We start from the raw sequence: 22,548 nt of genomic DNA on the forward strand, positions 1-22,548 counted from the left end.
GGTCGAGTACCAGCGCGAGGGCTTCGACATGTTCACCGCCATGATGGAGGGCATCAAGGAGGAGTCCGTCGGCTACCTGTTCAACCTGGAGGTCCAGGTCGAGCAGCAGGTCGAGGAGGTGCCGGTGCAGGACGCGGCCGCGAAGACCTCGCTGGCCAAGGAGGACGCCGTGCCGGCGGGCGCCGGGCGCAAGGACGAGCAGGGCGCCGGGACGCGCAGGCGGAGCAGCGGTCTCCGGGGCGGTGCCCCACGAGGGGCAGCCACGGCGGCAGCTCTCCCGGTGACTACAGCGCCTCAGCGCCCACACGGGCGGCTCAGCGGGCGGCAGGCTTCCGAGGGGGCCGGCAAGGGCCTCGTATGCCTGCCCAAGCCGTCCACGGGCAGCTGAGGCCTCCGAGGGGCCGTCCAGGGGTTTGAGTCTCGGAAGCGCCCTCCGTGGGGCTGAGGGCCTCAGAGGCGGCCGCAGGCACAGGTGCAGCCTCCCGGACGCGGCCCGGAACGACGCCACAGGCACAAGTGCAGCCTCCGGAACCCGGCCCGGAACGACGCCACAGGCACAGGTGCGGCGCCGTTCCAGGCCACGCCGGCAGACGGCCTGCGCACGCCGGCACGCCCGCCGGGCACCGCGGTGAGCAGCAGCGGCGCGCCTGCCGGTCACCGCGGTGGGCAGCGGGCCCGCGACCCGCGGGAAGCGGGACCGTCGGCGCAGCCGGAGCCGGGCGGTCAGCCGCACCGGTCAGCCCCCGGGAGGGGGAACCGGGCGCCAGCCCGGAGACACCGCAACGGCGCGGGGCCGGACACACATGGTGTGTCCGGCCCCGCACGTCGCCGCTCAGCGGCCACGCTGCGCGTGGCCGGGCGGCCTACTACTTCTTGCGGCGGCGGCCGCCGCCCTTCGCGGCCTTGCGGCGCTCCGCACGCGTCATGCCGTCGGAGCCCGACGCGGACTCGCCGCCGTCGTTGTCGAAGTCGCCCTCGACGACACCGCCCTCGCCGTCCACCGTCGGGGCGGAGAAGTGCAGCCGGTCGGGACGCTGCGGCGCCTCCAGGCCCTTGGCGCGGATCTCGGGGCGCCCGGCGCCCGCCGGCACGGCGTCCTCCTTGGCCAGCGAGGTCTTCGCGGCCGCGTCCTGCACCGGCACCTCCTCGACCTGCTGCTCGACCTGGACCTCCAGGTTGAACAGGTAGCCGACGGACTCCTCCTTGATGCCCTCCATCATGGCGGTGAACATGTCGAAGCCCTCGCGCTGGTACTCGACCAGCGGGTCCTTCTGGGCCATCGCGCGCAGACCGATGCCCTCCTGGAGGTAGTCCATCTCGTAGAGGTGCTCGCGCCACTTGCGGTCGAGGACCGAGAGGACCACGCGGCGCTCCAGCTCACGCATGATGTCCGAGCCGAGCTGCTTCTCGCGCTCCTCGTACTGCGCGTGGATGTCGTCCTTGATCGACTCGGCGATGAACTCCGCGGTGATGCCGGCCCGGTCGCCGACCGCGTCCTCCAGCTCCTCGATCGTCGCCTTCACCGGGTAGAGCTGCTTGAACGCGCCCCACAGGCGGTCCAGGTCCCACTCCTCGGCGAAGCCCTCGACGGTCTCGGCCTGGATGTACGCGTCGATGGTGTCGTCCATGAAGTGGACGACCTGCTCGTGGAGGTCCTCGCCCTCGAGCACCCGGCGGCGCTCGCCGTAGATGACCTCGCGCTGACGGTTGAGGACCTCGTCGTACTTGAGGACGTTCTTACGGGTCTCGAAGTTCTGCTGCTCGACCTGCGACTGCGCGGAGGCGATCGCGCGGGTGACCATCTTGTTCTCGATCGGGACGTCGTCCGGGACGTTCGCCATGGCCATGACGCGCTCGACCATCGCGGCCTTGAACAGGCGCATCAGGTCGTCGCCCAGTGAGAGGTAGAAACGGGACTCGCCCGGGTCGCCCTGACGTCCGCTTCGGCCTCGCAGCTGGTTGTCGATACGGCGCGACTCGTGGCGCTCGGTGCCCAGGACGTAGAGACCGCCGAGGTCCTTGACCTCGTCGTGCTCCGCCTTCACGGCCGCCTCGGCGCGCTTCAGCGCGTCCGGCAGGGCCGCCGCCCACTCCTCGACGTGCTCGATCGGGTCGAGGCCGCGCTGGCGCAGCTCCGCCTCGGCGAGGTCGTCCGGGTTGCCGCCGAGCTTGATGTCGGTGCCGCGGCCGGCCATGTTCGTGGCGACCGTGACCGCTCCGCGGCGTCCGGCCTGGGCGACGATCGTCGCCTCGCGCTCGTGGTTCTTCGCGTTCAGCACCTCGTGCTGGACACCGCGCTTGCTGAGCTGCTGCGAGAGGTACTCGGACTTCTCGACCGAGGTGGTGCCGACCAGGATCGGCTGGCCCTTCTCGTGCTTCTCGGCGATGTCGTCGACGACGGCCGCGAACTTGGCGACCTCGGTGCGGTAGATCAGGTCGGACTGGTCGAGACGGACCATCGGCTTGTTCGTCGGGATCGGCACGACGCCCAGCTTGTAGATCTGGTGGAACTCCGCGGCCTCGGTCATGGCCGTACCGGTCATGCCGGAGAGCTTGTCGTACAGGCGGAAGAAGTTCTGCAGGGTGATCGTGGCGAGGGTCTGGTTCTCGTCCTTGATGTCCACCCCTTCCTTCGCCTCGATCGCCTGGTGCATGCCCTCGTTGTAGCGGCGGCCGGCGAGGATACGGCCGGTGTGCTCGTCGACGATCATGACTTCGCCGTCCATGACGACGTAGTCCTTGTCCTTCTTGAACAGCTCCTTGGCCTTGATGGCGTTGTTCAGGTAGCCGACGAGCGGGGTGTTGACCGACTCGTAGAGGTTGTCGATGCCCAGCCAGTCCTCGACCTTGGCGACGCCGGCCTCGTGGATCGCGACCGTGCGCTTCTTCTCGTCGACCTCGTAGTCGCCGGTCTCCTCGATGCCCTTGAGCGGGTTGCCCGCCTCGCCCCTGGTGAGCCGGGTGACGAGCTTGGCGAAGTCGCCGTACCACTTGGTGGCCTGGTCGGCGGGGCCGGAGATGATGAGCGGCGTACGGGCCTCGTCGACGAGGATCGAGTCGACCTCGTCGACACAGGCGAAGTTGTGGCCGCGCTGGACGAGCTCGTCCTTGGACCACGCCATGTTGTCGCGGAGGTAGTCGAAGCCGAACTCGTTGTTCGTGCCGTAGGTGATGTCGCAGGCGTACTGCTCACGGCGCTGCGCCGGCGTCATGTTGGCGAGGATGCAGCCGACCTCGAGCCCGAGGAACTTGTGGACCCGGCCCATCATCTCGGAGTCGCGCTCGGCCAGGTAGTCGTTCACCGTGATCAGGTGGACGCCCTTGCCGGACAGCGCGTTCAGATAGGCGGGGAGGGTGCCGACGAGGGTCTTGCCCTCACCGGTCTTCATCTCGGCGACGTACCCGAGGTGCAGGGCGGCGCCGCCCATGAGCTGGACGTCGTAGTGGCGCTGGCCCAGGACGCGCTTGGCGGCCTCGCGGACGGTGGCGAACGCCTCGGGCATCAGGTCGTCGAGGCTCTCGCCGTCGGCGTAGCGCTGCTTGTACTCCTCGGTGAGCGCCCTCAACTCGGCGTCGGAGAGGTTGACGAAGTCCTCTTCGATGGAGTTGACCTGGTCCGCGATGCGGTGCAGTTTGCGCAGGATCTTGCCTTCGCCTGCACGCATGAGCTTGTTGAAGACGGACACTGAGGCTGGTCTCCTTGCCGGTCGGGCCTGGCACTGGGTCGTGTGACGGACACTGGCGCGGGCACGGCAGGTGGGCCCCACCGCATCGGCCATCGTAAGCGAGGACCCCGCCGCGTCGGGAGGTCCATGGCCATGGAGGCCCCGCTGTCCGCCATCAGAAGAACGCACAAGGCGCGCGGAAGGTGCCGGGAAGGCCGCAAAAGTGCTCGCTTCGCACGCGGGACCTGACCACAATCCCCGCATGGAGCCGATCACACTCACCACCGAGCGCCTTCTGCTGCGCACGTTCACGGCCGAGGACACCGAGGCCGTGTACCGGTCCTGTCAGGACCCGGACATCCAGCGGTGGACGACGGTTCCCTCCCCGTACGAGTGGCAGCACGCCGCCGAGTTCACCGAACACATGGTCCCGGACGGCTGGCGCAACAGCACGATGTGCACCTTCGCCGTGCTGCCCCGCGAGGGCGGGCCGCTCATGGCGTCGGTCAGCGTCACGCTGCGCACCTTCTCCGGCACGTGGGAGATCGGCTTCTGGACGGGCAAGGAGCACCGCGGCCGCGGCGTGATGGCCGAGGCCGTGACCGCCGTCTCGCACTGGTCCTTCATCCGGCTGGGCGCCACCCGCCTGGAATGGCGGGCCGAGGTGGGCAACAAGGGCTCACGCGCGGTGGCCGAGAAGACGGGGTTCCAGGTGGAGGGCTGCCTGCGGGCCGCGCTGCTGAACAAGGACACCCTGCGGGACACCTGGGTCGGCTCCCTGCTCCCCTCGGACCTCCATCTGACCAGCACCCACCCCTACCTTCCGGCCGGGCCCTGACCTTCCCGGGCGGCGCCCGCGCTGTCAGTGGCGGGCCCTAGGGTGCGGACATGACCTCTGTGCCGTCCTCCGCCACCCTGTCAGCCGACGAGGCGCGTCGCATCGCCCTGCGCGCCCAGGGGTTCCTCGGCGCCCCCGACCGCCGCGGCGGGGTCCGGGGCGTGCTGCGCGCCCTCGGGGCGGTGCAGCTGGACACCATCTCGGTGCTCGCGCGCTCCCACGAACTGATCCCCTACGCCCGGCTCGGCGCCGTCGGCCGCAGGACCGTCGAGGACGCGTACTGGACCGAGGGCCACAGCTTCGAGTACTGGTCGCACGCCGCCTGCATCCTCCCCGTCGAGGAGTGGCCGCACTTCGCGTTCCGCCGCCGCGCCTACCGCGCCCGGCCGCAGTGGCACCACGACCTCCCCGACGGCGCGTACGACGCGGTCATCGCCCAGCTGCGCGCCGAGGGCCCGCTCACCGCCACCCATCTGGGCGGCGCGAAGAACGGCGGCGAGTGGTGGGACTGGTCGGCCTCGAAGGTCGCCGTGGAGCGCGCCCTGATGTACGGCGAGGTGGTGTGCGTCGAGCGCCGGGGCTGGAAGCGGGTCTACGACCTGGCGGAGCGTGCCGTCCCCGGCACCCTGCTCCATGACGACCTCGACGACACCGAGTGCCTGCGCAGGCTGGTCCGCCTGGCCGGGCAGGCCCTGGGCGTGGGCACCCGGGCGGACATCGCGGACTATCACCGCATCAAGGGCGAGCAGTTCGACGCGGTGGTCGCCGACTCGGGCCTGGTGCCGGTGACGGTGGAGGGCTGGACGAAGCCCGCCTGGGCCGATCCCGAGGCGCTGGTCACCGTCCCGCGCGGACGGCACCGCACCACGCTGCTCTCCCCCTTCGACTCCCTGATCTGGGAACGCGCCCGCACGGAGCGGATCTTCGGATTCACCCACCGGCTGGAGGCGTACGTGCCGAAGCCCAGGCGGGTGCACGGGTACTTCGCCATGCCGCTGCTCGCCGGGGGGAAGCTCCTCGGCCGGGTGGACCCTGCGCGCGAGGGCACCACGCTCGTCGCACGGCAGGTGTCGCTCGCGGGCCCCGGGGCCGTGGCGCCGATGGCCCGGGCACTGCTCGAGGCCGCCTCCTGGGTGGGCTGCGACGCGGTGCGGGTGGAGCGGATCGACCGCCCCGAGCTCTCGGCGGACCTGGTCAAGGCGCTCGCCTGACCGCCCGCGCCCGCCGGCGCCGTCCTCAGCCGATCTCAGCCGATCTCGAGGATCTTCTCCCGCATCGCGTAGACCACGGCTTCCATCCGGGAGTGCAGCTGGAGCTTCTCCAGGATGTTGCGCACGTGGTTCTTCACGGTGTTCTCGGAGATGAAGAGGTCCTTGGCGATGTCCCGGTTGTTCATCCCGGTGGCGACCAGCTTGAGGACCTCCAGCTCCCGGTCGGTCAGCCGGGGCGCCGGCACCAGCCGGCGCTCGTCCGTCCGCTGGATCATCGACTTGAACTCGGTGAGCAGTTTGGACGCCATGGAGGGACTGATCTGCGACTGGCCGTCCGCCACCGCGCGGATGGCGGTCGCGACCTCGTCCGTGGAGATCTCCTTGAGGAGGTAGCCCGTGGCGCCCGCCTTGATCGCGTCGTAGAGGTCGGCCTCCTCGTCGCTGATCGTCAGCATGATGATCTTCGCGCTGGGGGCCACCTCCTTGATCGAGGTGCAGGCCTCGATGCCGCCCCGCTTGGGCATCCGCACGTCCATCAGCACGATGTCGGGCAGCAGGTCCGCGGCCTTGTCCACCGCCTCCGCCCCGTCGCCGGCCTCGCCGACGACCTGGATGTCCCCCTCCTGCTTGAGGACGATCTCCAGCCCTCGCCGGAAGAGCGCGTGGTCGTCCACGACGAGCACCCTGATCGGCTCCGCCGCACCGGACCCGGTCGGCTCCTCGTCCGTGTCGACGGCGAGCGGCCGACCGGGTCGGCCCGCTTCGCCGTGCATCGGCCCGAAGCTGTCCGCCATCGTTCCTCCCCCTGAAGGCCGTGGCCCGAGATCATGTCTGGTCTGCCAACCTCAGTGCGCCGCACATCCGTTGGCCTGCCGGGTCATGCTTTCATGCCGGGACGGCGAAGGGGCGATCCCGCGGTCGCACGATGGTGCCCCTGGGGGCGCACGGGGCGCTCCAGGGGCACCTTCATCCAAGCCGGCGTGACCGATTCACACGGACGTGCCTCCGAACGAGCCGTGTCCAGGGCCTGTTGAGCCGGGCAGGGACCGGTCGTTGGACCGGCGCCTGCGGCCGACGCCGGCTTCCGGCCCGGTGAGCGCCGGGCCGGCAACGGCCGCTTCGGTTGTGCGAGGCGTGCCTCAGCCTCCGAGCGCGCCCCCGGCACCGCCGGCCTCGGCCCCGGCGAGCGGGTCGGTCTCCAGGTGGATGACGCCGTAGTCGTACGCGTGCCGCCGGTAGACGACACTGGGCTGCTTCGTCTCGGAGTCGACGAAGAGGTAGAAGTCGTGACCGACCAGTTCCATCTCGTAGAGCGCCTGGTCGAGCGTCATGGGGGCTGCCGTGTGCAGCTTCTCGCGGACCACCAGCGGCCCTTCGCCCTGTACTTCGAGCGAGCCCATCCTGGTCGTCGGAACGGCGTCCGCCGCCTCCTGGGCGACCGGCTTGCCGTTGGCGTTCAGTTCGGCGACGCCCGGGACGACGTCGGCGACCTCGGCCGCCGAGAGACGCCCGTTGCCCCGCCGCGTGTGGCGCTTGTCGTGCTCCCTCCGGAGCCTTGCCTCCAGCTTTCCGGTGGCGAGGTCGAGCGCTGCGTACGGATCGGCGGCCGACGCCTCCGCACGGATCACCGGGCCGCGCGAGCGCAGCGTGATCTCCACGCGGTCGGAACGGTCTGCCTGCCGAGGGTTGGGCTCCTTGGACACCTCGACGTCGAGGCTGATCACCTTGCCGTCGAGCTTCTGGATCTTGTCCAGCTTCAGCTTCTCGGCCACGTGCTTGCGGAACCGCTCGGGCACCTCGGTCTTGCGGCCCTTGACGACGATGTCCACGCAGAACTCCGTTCCCGGATCGCCCCGCCGCTCCTCGGCTGCGGAGCATCTCCCAATTTCTAGCACCAGGCCCCGACGATCACCGGGGCGCGGACTCGGTGAGTTTCACCTCCTCCTCCCCAGTCGACAAGATCTCCACCCACCCAATTCAGAGAGGTCTCTGTCCCGAATCCCTGGCCGGAAAACACGGAACCTCATTCGGCGAGGAACGGTTTCGCCATTCCTCACAACCGAACATAGTCCCAGCGGGCCACTGTCGGCACCCGCTACCCGAAGGTACCTCCGATCAGGGGTTTTTGCCCTCTCACTACCTGCAACGTTGCGAGTTCCCCGTCAGTTCCGGTTTATGACCGAAGGGAGCGGAACAACCGCGACAACCGCTGCGCTCACCTGTGCGAATCCATCGAAAGCCGGGTGCGCACGACAGCCGGCGGCACTCAGTGCCCGGGCCGCTTCCACCAACGACGCGCCCGTCGTCATCACGTCGTCCACCAGCACGGGTGAACCCTGCCCCAGAAACCGTGCCGCGCCCTCGCGCACCCGCAGCGAACCGGACATGTTGGCCAGCCTGCCGGGCACACCGAGGCCCGCCTGGTCGGCCACCGGACGCACCTGGCGGAGCACCGGCAGCACCTCCGCGGAGCGCCCCGAGCGCCGCAGCTCGGCCGCCGCCGACCGCGCGATCCGCCGGGCGGCGTCGTGCCCCCGGGCCCGGACCGCCCTCGGCGCCGACGGAACCGGCACCAGCAGCAGCGGCCCCGCACCGGCCGCGGGAGCAGCCGCCCGGACCGCCACCGCCAGCGCCCGCCCGAGGGGCGCTGCCAGCCCCGTGGCACCCCGTTCCTTGTGGGCCAGGATCACGGCCCGCACCGCGTCCTCGTACAGCGCGGCCGCATGGACCGCCGACAGTCCCTCCGGCTCCACCACCGGCCTCGCACGGCGCACCGGCCCGCCGTGCAGCGCCCGCGCACACCGTGCGCACAGCAGAGTGCGCCGCCGCCCGCACCCCGCGCAGTCCACCGGCAGCACCAGGCCGGAGATCTCCCGCCACCATCCCCGCATGACCCCAGGGTCGTCCGCCCCCGGGGCAACGCCAACCCCTGTGGACAACGCCCTGTGGACAACCCGCCCCGGGCGTTGCTCAGCCCGGGTAGACCGGCGAGGTACCGCTCTTGACCAGGGTCTGCCAGTTCGCGCCCGCGGGCAGCCGGACGATCCCGTCCTCCTGCGAATACGCCACCAGCGGCCTGCTCTCGTCGTCCGACGCGGCGACCGACCGCACCTGGTTCAGGCCCGGCAGGATGGAGTTGGGAGCGGTCGAGCCGTCCGTCTGGATGTACCGCACCTGCTGGACCCCGCCGGACTCCTTGCCGACCACCACGAGCCTGCTGGGGCCCGCCCAGGACACCGCCGTGACGGTCTCCAGCTGAGGTGCCGCCTGGCGCAGTTCGGTGACGGTCACCGCCGGGTCGTCCTCGGGACCGTGCCGTTCGACGCGCCCGATCTTCAGAGTCGTCGTGCCGTCCTTGGTGAGCAGCAGCGCGATGCGCACACCGTCCGCGGACACCTTGACCGCCTCGATCCGCGCACCGTCGATACCGGGGACGATCCGCACGTCCTGCGGCGTGCCCGTCCCGCTCGGCACCCGCATCAGCGCGGCGTCCGACGGGTTGCGGTCCGCGACCCAGAGATCGCCCCTGCCGTCCCAGCTCGGCGCGGAGAGACGGTTCTCCGCCTGCGCGCCCGAGCTGCCGACGACCGCGTTCCTGAGTTCCGAGCCGGTGAGGATCGACGCCACGTACAGCTTGCTGCTGTCCTTGGACACCGCGGCGGCGGTCTGCTCGTCACGGGCGACCGCCACCCGGCTCATGCGCAGCCTGCCGTCACCGAACGGGCCCGGCACGTTGTGCGGCTCTGCGGCGTCCTTGGACCCGCTCGCGAGCAGCGCGAGCCGGTCCTCCTCGTCGACGAAGTACTGGCTGTCGAGCCGGCCCGAGCCGTGATCGGGCGCGTACTCCTCCGCCTGACCGCTGCCGAGCACGCACAGCTGCGAGCCGTTGGCCCTCAGCAGCTCCACCTGGTCGACCCGCGCCGACGAGAGGTCCTTGAGCGTGAACAGGATCTGCGCGGCCATCTTCGTGCACTGGAGGCGGCCCACCGTGGACGCCTTCTCGTTCAGCGGCACCTTGAGCCCGTTGCGGTCGTCGAACTCCAGCGAGCGGGTGCCCTTCCTGAGAGCCGTCCCCGTCGGGAAGCGTGACTCCACCACCGGCTTCAGCCAGTTCGTCGGCCCTTCGAGCAGTGCCGACACCGCCTGTGTCACCGGGTCCTGCCGGGTCACCGGGTCCTGCCGCTGCCGGATGTAGACGGGGTCGGCGACCACGACGCTGCGCCCCGAGGCGAAGTAGTACTTGTTGACTGAGACGTAGTTGCGCTCGAAGTCCGACGCCCCCAGGAGCAGCCCGGGCGGCAGACTGTCGATCCGCCACTCCTTGCCGTCGGGACCGCTCTGCTCGGACAGATGGATCGTCCGCCGGTAGTCCGTGGGCGTCACCGGCTGGTAGGCGCGCTGCGAGTCGACGGTCGCTATCTGCCGGCCGAAGAGCGGGTAGCTGCGGCCCGGCTTGTCCCGGCCGCCGAGTATCGGCGCACCCGGGTCGGGGGCGGCCGTCAGCACCGTGGTGCTCGCCTCGGGCCGCCACCGCTTGGACGCCTCCGCCGTCAGGTACGAGCGGGCCGTGGCGAAATTCGAGTCGTCACTGGTCATCGCCTCCAGGAAACCGGTGACGATCTCGTCCGGCGTCGCCCCCTTGCGCGGCTGCACCGCGTAGACGCGCACCTGCGAGTCACCCCGCTGGGACGCCTTCACCGGATGCACGTCGCCGCTGTCCGGCATCGAGGCGCAGCCCGCCAGCACCACACTCCCGCACCCGACAAGCGCCGAGAGGCGCAGCAATCGCGCCCGGCCCCCACGACGCTCAGCGCCCACGATCCGTGCCCTCCCGCTTCGAAGAAACCTGTTCCGCCGGCTCGTCGGCCCGCTCCCCCGCCGACCGGGGCACCACCCGGGAACCGCTGCCCGGCAGTGCCGCGGGGTCGACGCCGACCGGCGCGCCGCCGCGCTGCTGAGCGGGCAGGCGGGAGAAGTCGGGCGCCGACTGCGGGGGCACGGACGTCAGCCGGTGCCCGCTCGCCCCGGCATCACCCGACGCGTGGGCACGCTCCCTGTTCTGCCGCGAGTCCTCGGGCTCCAGTGGGATCGGCGAACCCCGCAGCGGCTCGTCCGCCGTGCGCGGCAGCGTGAGCCGGAACTGCGAGCCGCCGCCCGGCTCGCCCCACGCCTGGAGCCAGCCGCCGTGCAGACGGGCGTCCTCGACGGCGATGGACAGGCCCAGCCCGGTACCGCCGGTGGTCCTGGCCCGTGCCGGGTCGGCCCGCCAGAAACGGCTGAACACCCGGGTGGCCTCCCCCGGCTTCAGGCCCACGCCGTAATCCCGCACGGCGATGCCCACGGCCCCGCCCGCGACCGCCATGCGCACGACGACGTCCTTGCCGTCACCGTGCTCCACGGCGTTGACGACGAGGTTCCGCAGGATGCGCTCCACCCGGCGCGCATCGGCCTCGGCCACCACCGGCTGCTCGTCGCCGACGACGCGGATCCTCGAACCCTTGCGCTCGGCGAGCGGCTCGGCTCCGCCGATCACCCGGCGCACCACTTCGCGCAGGTCTATCGGCTCCGCCTCCAACGCCGCGGCACCCGCATCGAACCTGCTGATCTCCAGCAGGTCGGCCAGCAGGGACTCGAAACGGTCCAGCTGGTCGCCCAGCAGCTCGGCGGACCGCGCGGTCACCGGGTCGAAGTCGCTGCGCGCCTCGTGGATCACGTCGGCGGCCATGCGCACCGTGGTCAGCGGCGTCCGCAGCTCGTGCGAGACGTCGGAGACGAACCGCCGCTGCATCCGCGACAGCTCCTCCAGCTGCTGGATCTTGAGCTGGAGGTTCTGCGCCATCTTGTTGAAGGCCTCACCGAGGCGTGCGATGTCGTCCTCGCCGGTGACCTTCATCCGTTCCTGGAGCTTGCCGGCGGCCAGCCGCTCGGCGATCCCGGCCGCCATCCGCACCGGCGTGACGATCTGGCGCACCACCAGCCAGGCGATCGCACCGAGCAGCACCACGACGAACAGCCCCGCCGTGGCGAGCGTCCCGCGGACCAGGGTCAGCGACTGCTCCTCCTGGGAGAGCGGGAACAGGTAGTACAGCTCGTAGGGCTTGCCCTCGATGTCGTTGAGCCGTGTGCCCAGGACCAGTCCGGGCTCCGCGTCGAACGCGTTGTTCCAGTAGCGGATGCTCACGAACGTCTCGTACGTCCCGGTCCCCTGGCCCACGTCGTCGCGCAGGACCTGCGGGATGGACGCCGGGTCCACCAGGCCGGAGGTCCGCGGAGCGCGGCCCGGGCCGTTGCGCTCGGAGTCGGCGCTGAGCGCGACCACGTTGTACGACCCCTGCCCGCCGCTCGCCAGCTGGGCCACGAGGTCGGAGCGCCACGAATTGGCGTTCCTGGCACCGGACGCGGAACCGTCCTGGCCGGCTGCCCCCACGGGGGCGTTGGCCAGCTCCCGGGCGACGGCGAATCCACCGGCCGCCTGGCTCTGCGCGGCCTGGCTCTTCGCGTCCAGCAGGCCGTTGCGCACCTGGCCGATGACCACGAAACCGAGCAGCAGCACCACACCGAGCGACATCAGCAGGGTGCTGGCGACCACCCGGAGCTGGATGTTCCGCCGCCACAGCCGCAGGGCGGGCAGCAGCGGGCGCCGCAGCCAGCGCATGAAGAGCCTCGGTATCGGTGCACCCTGTGCGCCGTCCTGGAGGAGACGGCCGAAGCGCGCGGGCCCCCGCCCTCCTCCGGCAGCCCGCCCCGTACGGACTCCCGGACTCCCGGGCTTCGGAGCAATGCTGCCACCGGACATGTCAGCTCGGCCCCGCCTTGTAACCGACGCCCCGCACGGTCACCACGATCTCCGGCCGCTCAGGGTCCTTCTCGACCTTGGAGCGCAGCCGCTGCACATGCACGTTCACCAGCCGGGTGTCGGCCGCGTGACGGTAGCCCCACACCTGCTCCAGGAGCACCTCGCGGGTGAACACCTGCCAGGGCTTGCGGGCCAGAGCGACCAGCAGGTCGAACTCGAGCGGCGTCAGCGCTATCGACTGGCCGTCACGTTTGACCGAATGACCGGCCACGTCGATGACCAGGTCGCCGATGGCGAGCTGCTCCGGCGCCGGCTCCTCCGACCTGCGCAGACGCGCCCGGATACGGGCCACGAGCTCCTTCGGCTTGAACGGCTTGACGATGTAGTCGTCGGCCCCGGACTCGAGCCCGACCACCACGTCGACGGTGTCGCTCTTGGCCGTGAGCATCACGATCGGCACGCCCGACTCGGCCCTGATCAGGCGGCACACCTCGATGCCGTCCCTGCCGGGCAGCATCAGGTCGAGCAGCACCAGGTCCGGCTTGGCCTCCCGGAAAGCGGCAAGCGCCTTGTCGCCGTCCGCGACGAACGACGGCTCGAAACCCTCACCACGCAGCACAATCCCGAGCATCTCGGCCAGTGCGGTGTCGTCGTCGACGACAAGGACTCGTCCCTTCATAAACGACATCATCCCATTCTCGTAACAGTGTCCGACGTGCTGGTGAGGTAGCTCACTGGCCGGTGACGATAGTCGTACCGGCCCGTTCCCGTGCGTGGTCGTCCCCCGGGCATCCTGCCGCTCACGGAGAGCGGACGACTCCGCAGCGTCGCCGTCCGGGTGTCTCCGGACCGGCGCAGGCCCCTCACCCGGCTCGGCCGAAAGGCTGTCGCCGCATCCGGCCGTCAGCCGGAATCCGCGACGCGCGCCCCCGTCAGCCCGCGATCCCGGGCCGGGACCGCGCACAGAGGCGGGCGATGCCGTCCCCGGTGACCGGTGACAGTACCCCGTCCTCGGTGACCACGGCCGTCACGAGCTCCGGGGGCGTGACGTCGAACGCCGGGTTGTACGCCCGCGTGCCCAGCGGCGCCACGGACACCCCGCCACCGGAACCGGTGTCCGCATCCCAGGGGGCGGGCACCTCGGTGACCTCTCCGGAAGGCCGCTGCTCGACCTCGATCGATGCTCCGTCGGGCGTGGTGACGTCGATCGTGGTCGAGGGGGCCACCACGATGAACGGCACATGGTGGTAGCGGGCCAGCACCGCGAGGGGGTAGCTGCCGACCTTGTTCGCCACCGAGCCGTCGGCCGCGATCCGGTCCGCCCCGATCAGCACCGCGTCGACCTCCCCCGCGGCGAACAGCGACCCCGCGGCGTTGTCCGCGAGCAGGCTGTACGGCATGCCGTTGCGCGCCGCCTCCCAAGCCGTCAGCCGGGCTCCCTGCAACAGCGGACGCGTCTCGTCCACCCACAGGTGCCGCAGCTCACCGGCCCGGTGCGCGGCCAGCGCCACCGCGAACGCGGTGCCCTCGCCGCCGGAGACCAGTGACCCGGTGTTGCAGTGGGTCAGGATCCGGTGACCGCCTCCGGGCAGCAGCTCGCCGAGCAGCGACAGCCCGTGACCGGCCATCCGGCGACTGGCCTCGGCGTCGGCTCGGTGCAGCGCCCGGGCTGCCTCCAGCGCGGCAGCCGCGGCCTGGTCCCGTGTCGCGCCCGCCGCCTCCGCTCCCCCGTACGCGTCGGCCGCCAGCCGTACCCCGTACCGCAGGTTCACGGCGGTGGGCCGCGCGACCTCCAGCAGACCGGCGGCCTCGACGACGTCGTAACCCCGCGAGGCCGCGAGTGCGACGCCGTAGGCCCCCGCGATCCCCAGCAGCGGCGCACCGCGGACGGCAAGTGTCTGGATGGCGTGCACCAGCGCCGGGACGTCGGTGCACACGAGCTCGGTCTCCTGCGCAGGCAGCCGTCTCTGGTCGAGAAGCACCAGCACCGGCCCTTCGGGGGGCTCCGCCCATCGCAGCACGGGAAGCTGCGGTGGCACCGGACCCGGGGCGTCGTGTACCTGCTGATCGGCCATCCGCCCAGTCTGCCCGCCGGGGCCCCGGCAGAGAAGGCACGAACGAGATACGGGCCCCCGCCCACCGGCAGCCCCGGCGTGACACGATGGCTGCCAACCGGCCGCCCTGCCAGGCGGGCGCACACCGTGAAGGTGCCGGCCCCCCACTCCGGCCCGTGACCAACCCATGAGGTGGACGACCGTGAACGACTCTCCGGGCTGGGCCTCGCCCGGATCCGCTCCCTCCCCCGACGGGCAGACCCCGGGCGTACCGCGCCCCGCCGCGCCCGCCGACGGTCCTTCCGTGAAGTGGTCCAAGGAGCAGCCGCCTCCGGGGCAGTGGTCCGCACCGAGCGGACCGGGCCACACGCCCGGCCGGCCCGCTCCCGGCTGGGGCGGGGGCCCGCCTCCGGGCGCCTGGGGACGCCCTCCCGCGGCCGCGAAGCCCGGTGTGATCCCTCTGCGCCCGCTCGGCGTCGGGGAGATCCTGGACGGAGCCGTGGCGACGCTGCGGACCCACTGGCGCACGGTCCTCGCGGTGACCGTCACCGTCTCCGTCATCACCCAGATCGCCAGCATCCTCGTCGAGCGCTACCTCCTGCCCGAGCCGCCGGTCGTCGACCCCGACGCGACGCCCGAGGAAGCACTCGAGCAGTCGCTGGAGTCGTTGCAGTCCAGCATGATCGCCATGGGCCCCGCGCTGCTCATCACCCTGATCGGCACGCTGCTGACCACCGCGGTCCTCACCGTCGTGATCAGCCGTTCCGTGCTGGGCCGACCGGTCACGCTGCCCGACGCCTGGCGCGAGGCCAGGCCCCGGCTGCCCCACCTGCTCGGCCTGACCTTCCTCCTGCCTCTCGGCAGTGCGGCGATCATGACGGCAGGCATTCTGCCGGGCCTGCTCATCGGCGGTGCCGGCGTCCTGCTGTCCGTCCTCGGCGGCCTCGGCGCGATCGTGGTGATCGTCTGGCTGATGATCCGCTTCGCACTCGCCGCGCCCGCGCTCGTGCTGGAGCGCCAGGGCGTGTTCGCCTCCCTGCGACGCTCGGCCAAGCTGGTGCAGGGCACGTGGTGGCGCATCTTCGGCATCACCGCGCTGACCGTGCTCATCTCCTTCCTGGTGAGCATGGTCATCGGGATTCCGTTCGCGATCGCCGGCTTCGCCGTGGACGGGGTCTCCCTCGGCGACTTCCTCGACGGCGGCGGGTCGCCGATCGGCTGGCCCTTCCTGATCATCACCGGCATCGGCGCCGTGATCGCCTCGTCGATCACCTATCCGATCTCGGCGGGCGTGACGGCCCTGCTCTACGTCGACCAGCGCATCCGGCGCGAGGCACTCGACCTCGAACTCGCCCGCGCCGCGGGTGTCCCGGGCTACGGGACCGAACCGCCCGGCAACGTCTCCACCGGGGGCTGATGCGGTGTCGTACGCGGGGGGCGGGACGGCAGCAGGCCTGCCGGTCCTGGCAAGGGACGACATACCGGTGGACATCTCACGTGTCCCCGCTCGCGAGGCGGCGGAACGTGAGCTGTCCAAGCCGGTGTACGGCGACAGTGAACCGAACCTGCTCCAACGGGCTCTCGACAGCTTCTGGGACTGGGTCGGCGACCTCTTCGACGGAATGTCGGGCAGCGGCCCCGGCAGCGCCGTCGGCCTGATCGTCGTCGCACTCCTCGCCGCCGCCCTCGTGGGCGGCCTGTGGTGGCGGCTCGGGACTCCACGCCGCGCCGCCTCCGCGTCGGACTCCCTCTTCGAGGACGGCCCCCGCAGCTCCGCGGAACACCGCAGGGCCGCCGAAGGCCATGCCTCGGCCGGGCGCTGGAACGAGGCCGTGCAGGAACGGATGCGTGCCATCGTGCGGGCCCTCGAGGAACGCGCGCTGCTCACACCCCGCCCCGGCCGCACCGCCGACGAAGCCGCCGCCGAAGCCGGGCGCTCCCTTCCCTCCCACGCGGACGAACTGCGAGCGGCAGCACGCTCCTTCGACGACGTCACATACGGCGGCCGCACAGGCGACCAGCAGACGTACGAGCGCATACGCCACCTCGACAGCGCTCTCGACGACGCCAGGCCTCTCCTCACGGACGCCGTCCCGGGAGGCGCCTCGTGACCGGGATCCCCGCCACGTCCATGTCCCTCACCGGCCGCCAGGTGTGGACCCGAAGCCGGGGACTGCTCCTCGCCGTCCTGCTCCTCGTCGCGGCCGGCATCACCATGGCCGCTCTGCGATCGGGGGCGCACCACGGCGCCCTGGACCCCCGCTCCGCCGACCCCGCGGGCAGCAGGGCGGTCGCCGAGCTGCTCAGAGCACAAGGAGTGTCGGTACGCGTCGTCACCACGGTGGGCGACGCCTCGGATGCCGCAGGACCCGACGTCACCCTCCTGGTCACGGATCCGGATCTCCTCACCCGTTCCCAGCAGCGGACACTCGTCTCCGCCACGGACTCCGCCGGCGGCCGTACCGTCCTGCTCGCCCCCGGCCCCGCCTCCTTGGGCACCCTGGCTCCCGGTGTGGCGGCCGAGTCCCCCGCACGGATCTCGGCCCGCGACCCGCAGTGCGACTACGCCCCTGCCCGGCGGGCGGGAGAGGCCGCTCTCGGTGGTGCGCGCTACACCACCGACGCCCCTGACTCCGACGGCTGTTACCCCGGCGACGGGCTCCCGACGCTGCTCAGGCTGGACACCGGAGCCGGCGGCGACACCGTGCTTCTCGGTGCCTCCGATCTGCTGCACAACGAACATCTCGACGAACACGGCAACGCCTCTCTGGCTCTGCAACTCCTCGGGTCGAGGCCCGAGCTGGTCTGGTACATGCCGTCCCTCAACGACCCCGCCGCCTCCGGACCGGGCGGTGAGGCTCCCGGCGAAGAGGCGGGCGGCGAGCAGTCGTTCCTCGATCTGATCCCGTCCGGCTGGCTGTGGGGGACACTCCAGCTCACCCTCGCCGCCGTACTCGCCGCCGTCTGGCGCGGACGACGCCTCGGCCCGCTGGTCACCGAACGACTGCCGGTGGCCGTCCGTGCGTCCGAAGCGACCGAAGGCCGCGCCCGCCTCTATCACAAGGCGAACGCCCGCGACCGCGCCGCGGCCTCCCTGCGCTCCGCCGCCCGCGCCCGGCTCGCCCCACGGCTGGGGGTGTCCACGGCCGACGCCCATGCACCGGCCGTCCTGCTCCCCGCCGTGGCCGCCCAACTGGACCGCCCGGAGCGGGACATCCACGATCTGCTGTTCGGCCCCCCGCCGGCCGACGACACCTCCCTCGTCCTTCTGGCCGACCACCTCGACGCCCTCGAAAGAGAGGTACGCACCGCATGAGCGCCCCGACCCCCGAGACCGCCGATCACCCGGACCGCGCCAGGACCTCTCTCGAGGCCCTGCGCACCGAGATCGCGAAGGCCGTGGTCGGCCAGGACCCCGCCGTGACCGGCCTTGTCGTCGCCCTCCTGTGCCGGGGCCACGTCCTGCTCGAAGGCGTGCCGGGTGTAGCGAAGACCCTCCTGGTCCGCGCGCTCGCCGCCTCCCTCGAGCTCGACACCAAGCGCGTCCAGTTCACCCCCGACCTCATGCCCAGCGATGTCACCGGCTCACTGGTCTACGACACCCGTACCTCGGAGTTCTCCTTCCAGCAGGGGCCGGTCTTCACCAACCTTCTTCTCGCCGACGAGATCAACCGCACCCCTCCCAAGACCCAGTCGTCGCTTCTCGAGGCAATGGAGGAGCGCCAGGTGACCGTCGACGGCACACCGCGTGCCCTGCCCGAGCCGTTCCTGGTGGCGGCGACGCAGAACCCCGTCGAGTACGAGGGCACCTACCCACTCCCCGAAGCCCAGTTGGACCGCTTCCTCCTCAAGCTCACGGTGCCCCTCCCCACGCGCGACGACGAGATCAGCGTCCTCACACGTCACGCCGCGGGCTTCGACCCGCGGGACCTCACTGCCGCGGGCGTCCGTCCCGTAGCCGGCCCCGAGGACCTGGAGGCCGCACGGAACGCCGTCGCCAAGACCTCGGTGTCGGCCGAGATCGCCGGCTACGTCGTCGACATCTGCCGGGCAACGCGCGAATCCCCGTCACTCACCCTGGGCGTGTCACCCCGCGGTGCGACCGCCCTGCTCTCCACCGCTCGTGCCTGGGCCTGGCTCACCGGTCGCGACTACGTCATCCCCGATGATGTGAAGGCCCTCGCGCTGCCCACTCTGCGCCACCGCATCCAGCTCCGGCCCGAGGCGGAGATGGAGGGCGTCACCCCGGACTCCGTCATCACCGCGATCCTCGCCCACGTCCCCGTCCCCCGCTGAGGCATCCGATGGCCCTCACCGGCCGGACCGCGCTGCTCGCGGCTCTCGGCTCACTCCCCGTAGGCATCCTCGCCCCCAGCTGGACGGGGATGCTCGCTGTCAACGCGCCCCTCTCACTGGCAATCCTGTGCGACTACGCACTCGCCGCGCCAGTGCGCACGCTCCGTTTCACCCGATCCGGTGACACATCAGTTCGACTCGGTGACGTGGCCCAGGTGCAGCTCACGGTCACCAACCCGTCGTCCCGTCCGCTGCGTGCCGACCTCCGCGACGCCTGGCCGCCGAGCAGCTGGCCGGCGGACACGGCGCCGGAGGCGTCCCGGCACCGCGTGCACGTCCCCGCCGGGGAGCGGCGGGCCCTCACGACCGGGCTGCGCCCCAGCCGGCGAGGCGACCGTCACTCCGCACAGGTCACCGTCCGCTCCTACGGACCGCTGGGACTGGCCGCCCGGCAGGGCGACCACAGAATTCCCTGGACGGTGCGGGTCCTGCCGGCCTTCGAGAGCCGCAAGCACCTCCCGTCCCGGCTCGCCCGGCTCCGCGAGCTCGACGGTCGCACCAGCGTCCTGATCCGCGGCCAGGGAACGGAGTTCGACAGCCTCCGCGACTACGTCCCCGGTGACGACACCCGCTCCATCGACTGGCGCGCGACGGCCCGCCGGAGCACGGTCGCCGTCCGCACCTGGCGCCCCGAACGCGATCGGCACATCCTCCTGGTCCTGGACACCGGCCGCACCGCGGCGGGCCGTGTGGGGGACGTACCGCGCCTCGACGCCTCCATGGACGCGGCGCTCCTGCTCGCCGCGCTCGCGTCCCGTGCCGGGGACCGTGTGGGTCTGCTGGCCTTCGACCGCCGCGTACGCGCCCATGTCCAGGGCCGCTCCGCGGGCGACGTGCTGCCGGCGATGGTCGACGCCATGGCACCACTGGAGGCGGAACTCGTGGAGACCGATGCACGGGGTCTGAGTGCGGCCACGCTGCAGAACGCTCCGCGTGGCTCGTTGATCGTCCTGCTCACCGGCCTGGACGCCGCTCCCGTCGAGGACGGCCTGCTGCCCGTACTCCCCCAGCTCACGCGGCGCCACACGGTCGTCGTGGCGTCCGTGGCGGATCCCCGCATCGAGCGGATGGCGCATTCCCGGGGCAGCGCTCAGGCCGTCTACGAAGCAACGGCGGGCACCCAGGCCCACACGCAACGCCGGCGCACGGCGGAACTGCTGCAGCGGCACGGTGTCACGGTCGTCGACGCCACGCCGGAGAAGCTCGCACCGGCTGTGGCGGATGCCTATCTCGCCCTCAAGGCGGCCGGCCGCCTCTGATCCCGGAGCAATTCGTGCCCGGTCACCGCCATCGAGCGGTGACCGGGCACGCGAACGGGGAAACGGCCGTGAACGCAGAAAAGCCCCGGAACACAGTTCCGGGGCTTCCCCACAATGATTGTTCGGCGGCGTCCTACTCTCCCACAGGGTCCCCCCTGCAGTACCATCGGCGCTGAAAGGCTTAGCTTCCGGGTTCGGAATGTAACCGGGCGTTTCCCTAACGCTATGACCACCGAAACACTATGAAGATGTCGAACTACCAGCCYGCAAAAGGCGAGTTCGTTACTTCAGAACTAACACAGTGGACGCGAGCAACTGAGGACAAGCCCTCGGCCTATTAGTACCGGTCAACTCCACCAGTTACCTGGCTTCCATATCCGGCCTATCAACCCAGTCGTCTACTGGGAGCCTTACCCTCTCAAGGAGGTGGGAGTCCTCATCTCGAAGCAGGCTTCCCGCTTAGATGCTTTCAGCGGTTATCCTTTCCGAACGTAGCCAACCAGCCATGCCCTTGGCAGGACAACTGGCACACCAGAGGTTCGTCCGTCCCGGTCCTCTCGTACTAACTTGCATGTGTTAAGCACGCCGCCAGCGTTCGTCCTGAGCCAGGATCAAACTCTCCATGAATGTCTACCGGTAATCCGGTTGAACACCACTTAGAGCGGAACGGTCGGGCGGAATAAGCCCCACCGTTCACAGCGTCCTCGCTGTGTCGCCTGCCCGCACCCTCACAAGGAGGACCGGACAGGTCTTTTTCAAAGGAACCTCGACCATCCGAACCGGATGGACGGGGTATCAACATATCTGGCGTTGATTTTTGGCACGCTGTTGAGTTCTCAAGGAACGGACGCTTCCTTTGTACTCGCCCTCTCGGGCTTTCCTCCGGGCGCTTCCCTTCGGTCTTGCGTCTCCGACTCTATCAGATCTTTCCGACCCGATTTCCTCGGTGCTTTCCGGGCTTTTCGGCCCTTCCGGCGGTTCCGACTCTATCAGACTCTTTCGGGCCCGATTCCCAGTCAGCGGGAATGCTTTCAAGGAATCCGCTTTCGCGTTTTTCTTTCCGGCGATTCCGACTTTATCAGAAGACTTTCGGCCGACTTCGTCGGCACAAGGTCCCGGATAAATCTTCGGAGGATGGCCCCGACGAATCGAATTCCGATCGGAGCGAGATGCACTCTAAATGTTCCTGCTCGAACATGTCCAGTTCGAGGCAACCGTTAGAATCTACCTCCCCACGGGCCCTGTGTCAACAGTCCCGTGGGCGAAGAGGAGACTAGCAGCTCACGGACACCCGATGCACATCGGTGGGTCAGGCGGCGGTGGGCAGCTCGGCGCTGCGGTCCGGTTCCTCCACGTCGCCCGCTTCCCCGGCTCGCGCCGCGCGTCCGCCCAGGACGTAGACGTACACGAGGAACAGCAGCTCGGCGACGAGACCGATGGTGATGCGCGCCCAGGTCGGCAGACCCGACGGCGTCACGAACCCCTCGATCACGCCGGACACGAAGAGCACCACGGCCAGGCCGATCGCCATACCGATCGCGGCGCGTCCGCGCTGGGCCAGGGCCGCTCGTCTGGTCTGCGGACCGGGGTCGATGACCGTCCAGCCGAGCCGCAGGCCCGTACCCGCCGCGACGAAGACGGCGGTGAGCTCCAGGAGACCGTGCGGGAGGACCAGGCCGAGGAAGGTGTCGAGACGGCCCGCCGACGCCATGAGCCCGATGCCGATGCCCAGGTTGAGGACGTTGAGGAAGAGGACCCAGATGACCGGCAGGCACAGGAAGGCGCCGAGGGTCAGGCACATCGCGGCCGCTTGCGCGTTGTTCGTCCAGACCTGTGCGGCGAAGGAGGCCGCGGGGTGGCTCGAGTAGTACGTCTCGTACTCGCCGCCCGGCTCGGTCAGGCGGCGCAGTTCGTCGGGGGCGGCGATCGCCGACTGCACGTCGGGGTGGGTGCCGATCCACCAGCCGATGACGGCGGCGAGCAGCGTGGAGAGGACTGCCGTCGGTATCCACCAGTGCCGCGAGCGGTAGACCGCGGCGGGGAAGCCGGCGGTCAGGAAGGTGACGGCGTCCCTCCATCCGGCGCGACGGGTTCCGGTCACCGTGGCCCGCGCCCGGGCGACGAGCTGGGTGAGGCGGCCCACGAGCATCGGGTCGGGCGCGCTCGACTGGATATGGGAGAGATGACCGGCCGTGCGCTGGTACAGCGCCACCAGTTCGTCGGCCTCGGCGCCGGTGAGGCGCCTGCCCCGGCGCAGCAGATGCTCGAGGCGGTCCCATTCGGCACGGTGGGCGGTCACGAAGACGTCGAGGTCCATGGTCGGCTGCTGCTCCGGGGAACTGGGTGCGTACGGTCCGTACTACTGCGGC

16 protein-coding genes, 1 rRNA gene, 1 pseudogene and 1 other annotated feature are annotated in these 22,548 nt (G+C 70.7%); of the genes and pseudogenes, 8 read left to right on the top strand and 10 right to left on the bottom strand.

The window, feature by feature from the left end; all coding sequences use genetic code 11:
- Positions 1-388: pseudogene (locus tag EAO77_RS39745) on the top strand (hypothetical protein); the annotation flags it as partial.
- 478 nt (positions 389-866) lie between these two features.
- Here EAO77_RS39745 and secA read toward each other — a convergent pair.
- Complete coding sequence (gene secA / locus EAO77_RS03905; protein WP_147986716.1) at positions 867-3,686, bottom strand: preprotein translocase subunit SecA; 2,820 nt, start codon at positions 3,684-3,686, stop codon at positions 867-869.
- 241 nt (positions 3,687-3,927) lie between these two features.
- Between secA and EAO77_RS03910 the strand changes: the two genes are divergently transcribed.
- Complete coding sequence (locus EAO77_RS03910) at positions 3,928-4,503, top strand: GNAT family N-acetyltransferase (RefSeq protein WP_147986717.1); 576 nt, start codon at positions 3,928-3,930, stop codon at positions 4,501-4,503.
- A 50-nt stretch (positions 4,504-4,553) separates the two neighbouring features.
- Positions 4,554-5,714 (top strand): winged helix-turn-helix domain-containing protein, encoded by a 1,161-nt coding sequence (locus EAO77_RS03915; protein ID WP_147986718.1) that lies wholly within the window; start codon positions 4,554-4,556, stop codon positions 5,712-5,714.
- A gap of 35 nt (positions 5,715-5,749) precedes the next feature.
- On the opposite strand, the gene EAO77_RS03920 is transcribed toward EAO77_RS03915, so the two are convergent.
- The 7 genes from EAO77_RS03920 to mtnA form a co-directional block, all read right to left on the bottom strand.
- The gene (locus tag EAO77_RS03920) at positions 5,750-6,508 is read right to left on the bottom strand and encodes a response regulator (RefSeq protein ID WP_147986719.1); all 759 of its coding nucleotides are present in this window, start codon (positions 6,506-6,508) and stop codon (positions 5,750-5,752) included.
- Positions 6,509-6,853: 345 nt separating this feature from the next.
- A complete protein-coding gene (gene hpf / locus EAO77_RS03925) occupies positions 6,854-7,543 on the bottom strand; it encodes a ribosome hibernation-promoting factor, HPF/YfiA family (protein ID WP_147986720.1) in 690 nt (229 codons plus the stop codon).
- 333 nt (positions 7,544-7,876) lie between these two features.
- Positions 7,877-8,605 carry a ComF family protein gene (locus tag EAO77_RS03930; RefSeq protein WP_147986721.1) on the bottom strand — a complete coding sequence of 243 codons (729 nt, stop codon included), beginning with the start codon at positions 8,603-8,605 and terminating at the stop codon, positions 7,877-7,879.
- Between the two features lie 79 nt (positions 8,606-8,684).
- Positions 8,685-10,439, bottom strand: a complete 1,755-nt coding sequence (locus EAO77_RS03935) for an LpqB family beta-propeller domain-containing protein (protein ID WP_261993954.1) — start codon at positions 10,437-10,439, stop codon at positions 8,685-8,687.
- Positions 10,440-10,521: 82 nt separating this feature from the next.
- A complete protein-coding gene (gene mtrB, locus EAO77_RS03940; protein ID WP_147986722.1) occupies positions 10,522-12,510 on the bottom strand; it encodes an MtrAB system histidine kinase MtrB in 1,989 nt (662 codons plus the stop codon).
- 1 nt (position 12,511) lies between these two features.
- A complete protein-coding gene (gene mtrA, locus EAO77_RS03945) occupies positions 12,512-13,201 on the bottom strand; it encodes a two-component system response regulator MtrA (protein WP_187283109.1) in 690 nt (229 codons plus the stop codon).
- Positions 13,202-13,442: 241 nt separating this feature from the next.
- A complete protein-coding gene (gene mtnA, locus EAO77_RS03950; protein ID WP_147986723.1) occupies positions 13,443-14,585 on the bottom strand; it encodes an S-methyl-5-thioribose-1-phosphate isomerase in 1,143 nt (380 codons plus the stop codon).
- A gap of 181 nt (positions 14,586-14,766) precedes the next feature.
- On the opposite strand from mtnA, the gene EAO77_RS03955 reads away from it, so the two are divergent.
- From EAO77_RS03955 to EAO77_RS03975, 5 genes are read left to right on the top strand one after another with little or no spacing between them, the layout of a single operon-like run.
- On the top strand, positions 14,767-15,981 hold the full coding sequence (locus EAO77_RS03955; protein WP_147986724.1) for a glycerophosphoryl diester phosphodiesterase membrane domain-containing protein: 1,215 nt from the start codon (positions 14,767-14,769) through the stop codon (positions 15,979-15,981).
- Between the two features lie 4 nt (positions 15,982-15,985).
- Positions 15,986-16,675: a DUF4129 domain-containing protein gene (locus tag EAO77_RS03960; RefSeq protein WP_147986725.1), complete on the top strand. Its 690-nt coding sequence runs from the start codon at positions 15,986-15,988 to the stop codon at positions 16,673-16,675.
- Positions 16,676-16,695: 20 nt separating this feature from the next.
- Positions 16,696-17,880, top strand: coding sequence for a DUF4350 domain-containing protein (locus EAO77_RS03965; protein ID WP_187283239.1), 1,185 nt, complete (start codon positions 16,696-16,698; stop codon positions 17,878-17,880).
- The gene (locus EAO77_RS03970; protein ID WP_147986727.1) at positions 17,877-18,860 is read left to right on the top strand and encodes an AAA family ATPase; all 984 of its coding nucleotides are present in this window, start codon (positions 17,877-17,879) and stop codon (positions 18,858-18,860) included. Before EAO77_RS03965 ends, EAO77_RS03970 begins: the two co-directional genes overlap by 4 nt.
- Before the next feature lie 8 nt (positions 18,861-18,868).
- Complete coding sequence (locus EAO77_RS03975; RefSeq protein ID WP_147986728.1) at positions 18,869-20,179, top strand: DUF58 domain-containing protein; 1,311 nt, start codon at positions 18,869-18,871, stop codon at positions 20,177-20,179.
- A gap of 120 nt (positions 20,180-20,299) precedes the next feature.
- Here the strand turns inward: EAO77_RS03975 and rrf are convergent.
- Positions 20,300-20,416, bottom strand: a 5S ribosomal RNA gene (gene rrf / locus EAO77_RS03980).
- A 92-nt stretch (positions 20,417-20,508) separates the two neighbouring features.
- Positions 20,509-20,766: a sequence feature (23S ribosomal RNA rRNA prediction is too short), on the bottom strand.
- Positions 20,767-21,488: 722 nt separating this feature from the next.
- Positions 21,489-22,496 carry a stage II sporulation protein M gene (locus tag EAO77_RS03990; RefSeq protein ID WP_147986729.1) on the bottom strand — a complete coding sequence of 336 codons (1,008 nt, stop codon included), beginning with the start codon at positions 22,494-22,496 and terminating at the stop codon, positions 21,489-21,491.
- Positions 22,497-22,548 lie beyond the last annotated feature (52 nt).

The sequence above is a fragment of the Streptomyces sp. T39 genome (genome assembly GCF_008042045.1).
Taxonomy (GTDB): domain Bacteria; phylum Actinomycetota; class Actinomycetes; order Streptomycetales; family Streptomycetaceae; genus Streptomyces.